At 69.4% G+C, this 2,798-nt stretch carries 1 protein-coding gene; it reads right to left on the reverse strand.

Annotated features, from left to right (window positions below; translation table 11 throughout):
* Window positions 1–2,798, reverse strand: a 2,798-nt coding sequence (locus tag VGB60_RS09945; protein ID WP_331038105.1) for an autotransporter outer membrane beta-barrel domain-containing protein, incomplete at both ends; no start/stop codon positions are given.

Below are 2,798 nucleotides of genomic sequence, written 5' to 3' on the forward strand. Positions count from 1 at the left end.
CGTTGCCGCCACTGAAGGCTGCCACGTCGGCGCCGATCGACCAGCCGCCACCAAGATCGAAGCGGCCGCCAAGGCCCAATTCGACGCCCTCTCCGTCGCCTCTGGCAGACCGGACGCGGTAGGGCGCTCCCGCTGCGCCGGTCATGACGAGGCCGACTTCGGTCGGATCGTCGCCGCCGGTGACATAGGCGACGGTCGCGTCGATCGCCCCGCTGGCTCCGGTCCACCGTCCGAAGAGACCGCCGCCATAGCGTGTGCGGCCATCGTGGTTGCTCCCACTCCCGCTGAGGTTGAGGCTCTGCGCCCCGGCCTCACTGAAACTGCCGAGGTCGCCTTCTGCCATCGATGCGCGCGCGAACGGCCCGACGGCGAGGCTGCGACCGAGCTCGAACCCGTAGCGCAGTTCGCCGGCGACGGCCCAGCTGTCGACGTCCAGGTCGGCGCTTGCCGCGCGCGTGATGGACCCTGCTGAAACGATTCGCGCAACTTCTGCCTTGCCCTGAGCATAGGCGCCCGAAAGGGTCGCCGTGACGCCGGCGCCGCCGGTGCCGTAGCGGGCATATCCACCCAGATGCCAACCTTCGGTCTCGGCGCGGCTGGCCCGGGCGGACAGTGTCGTGTCGCCCTTCCAATAGCCGCCGCCAAGGCCGAGCGCCCACGCATTGTCGGCGCCGCGGTAATCGGCGCCTATCGTGCCGCGGATGGCGTCATGCTCGAAGGCCGCTCCGTTGCCGTCGCCTTCCACTTCGCCGGAATCGCCCGACACCGTGCCCCACAGGCTCCAGCCCTCACCCGATCCTGCCTGTGCCACCCCGAGAAGACGGCGGGCTTCCCCGTCTGCACGGCGCAGCGCCGAGGCGAGCATGGTCGCGTAGATCTCGCCGGACGCGCGATCGAACGCGGCCCGTGCCGGTCCTTCGTCCAGCAACAGCAACTGGTTGTAGACCGCAAGCGCGTCCGCGCCGCCGCCGTTGAACGCCATCAGGGCCGTCGAGGCCTGGTCCTGGTTGAAGGTCTGGGCGACGTCCGGGAACGTGCGGATCACGTCCACCGTGACGAAGGCACTGGTGCCGTCATAACCAAGGATGAAGTCCAGGAAGGCGCTGTTCTCGGTGAGGCCGGTGAAAGTCCCCGTTCGTCCGCCCGCCGCGGTCAGGAAGGTGTAGCGGGTGTTGTCCGTATATTGGGTCTCCGGATCGAGCGCGGTGACCCGAACGGTCCCCCCTTCGATGGTCGCCGTGCCGGTCGCGGCGAGCAGGTCACGCGCACCGGCTGCCGAGATCTCCAGGTCGTAAAAGGAGCCGGCGCGGAAGATCACGTTGCCGGTGGCGTTGAGCGTCCCGGGCGAGTTGCCCGGTGCGAGGATACCGCCCGAGGCGATCGTCACGCTGCCGACCGTGCCGGTGCCGCCGAGGCGAGCCCCGCTCCCGATCGTCAGCAATCCGCCGAGGCTGCCGGTGATGTTGAGCACGCCGCCGCTGATCGTGGTGGAGCCCGTGTAGGCGGACGAGTTGCCGCTCAGCGTCAACGTGCCGGCTCCCGTCTTGGTCAAGGCTCCGCCGCCGCCGATCGCGCCGGACAGCGTCAGGGCGTTGGCCGCGTCCAGCGTGCCGCCGCCCGCGCCGATGGTGAAGGCGCGCGCGCTCGAGGCGGCCGCTTCGTAGCGCAACACGCCGCCATCCAGCGTCACTCCGCCCGCAGCCGCGCCTAATGCTCCATCGCTCGCCACCCGCAGCACGCCTTCGCGGATCACGGTGCCGCCGGAATAGCTGTTGGTGCCGGACAGGAAGAGGGTGCCGAGATCGCGCTTGACCAGCGTCCCCGTGCCAATGAGCGGCAATGCCAGCTCGGCTGTGATGCCCGGATCGATCCGGATCGTCGTTTGCGGCGCATTCAGCGACAGCGCACCGTTCGCACCTGCCGACAGCCGATAGCCGTTGGCCATGAACTGCATGCCGGTGACGCCCTGCTGCCCCTCGACCGTGACCGCGCCCCCGACATTCTGGAAGACGGCGAAATTCCCGGCCCAGGCGTTGTTGGCGGTGCCGCCGAGATTGGTCCAGTTGGTCCGTCCGGTGCTCCAGGTGCCCGCGCCGCCATCCACGACGCCGTCGGGCGACGTGTCGCCATCATCCCAGAACTGGATCGAGAGATCGTCGATGAGGCCGACGACGAGGTTTACCTGTCCGGCAACGGACGTCTGGACGTCGTAACGCGCCGACGGGGCCGTCCCCATCGTCAGACCGCCGTCAGTAAGCGCTCCGCCGTAATTGATCAGCCGGTACACGCCCACTCCGAAAGCCGCGCGCGGGTTGATGTCGAGCAGCCCGTCGAGCGTGAGATTGCCGGTCACGTTGATGAGGTCGTTGTCGGCGCCGCCGACCTGCCCCGGTGCTCCCAGATTGAACAGCAGGCGGCTCGTGGAGGACAGGATTAGCGACGACATGGTCAGCGTGCCGACGCCCGCCCCGGCGCCGCCGGGCGAGAGCGTGGCCCCGTCGGCGATGGTGACCGCGCCAAGGCTGCCTGAACCGCCGAGGGTCGCACCGGTCGGCGCGGAGATGGCCGTCGCGCCGAGAGTGCCTTCCGCCAGCAGCGTTCCGGCAAGGAACGACAGACCCGGGCTGATCGTGCCCGTGTCGCGCAGTGTCAGCGTGCCGGCACCGGTCTTGCGCACGGTCTCCCAGCCGGTGATGGCGCCTGTCACCGACGCTTCCCCGCTGAGGATGTCGAACAGCAGGGAGTCGGTGCCCGCTCCGCCGTCGAGCGCGCCGATCTGGACCGCTCCGGCCCGCATC

This window comes from Brevundimonas sp. (assembly GCF_036399195.1).
GTDB lineage: Bacteria > Pseudomonadota > Alphaproteobacteria > Caulobacterales > Caulobacteraceae > Brevundimonas.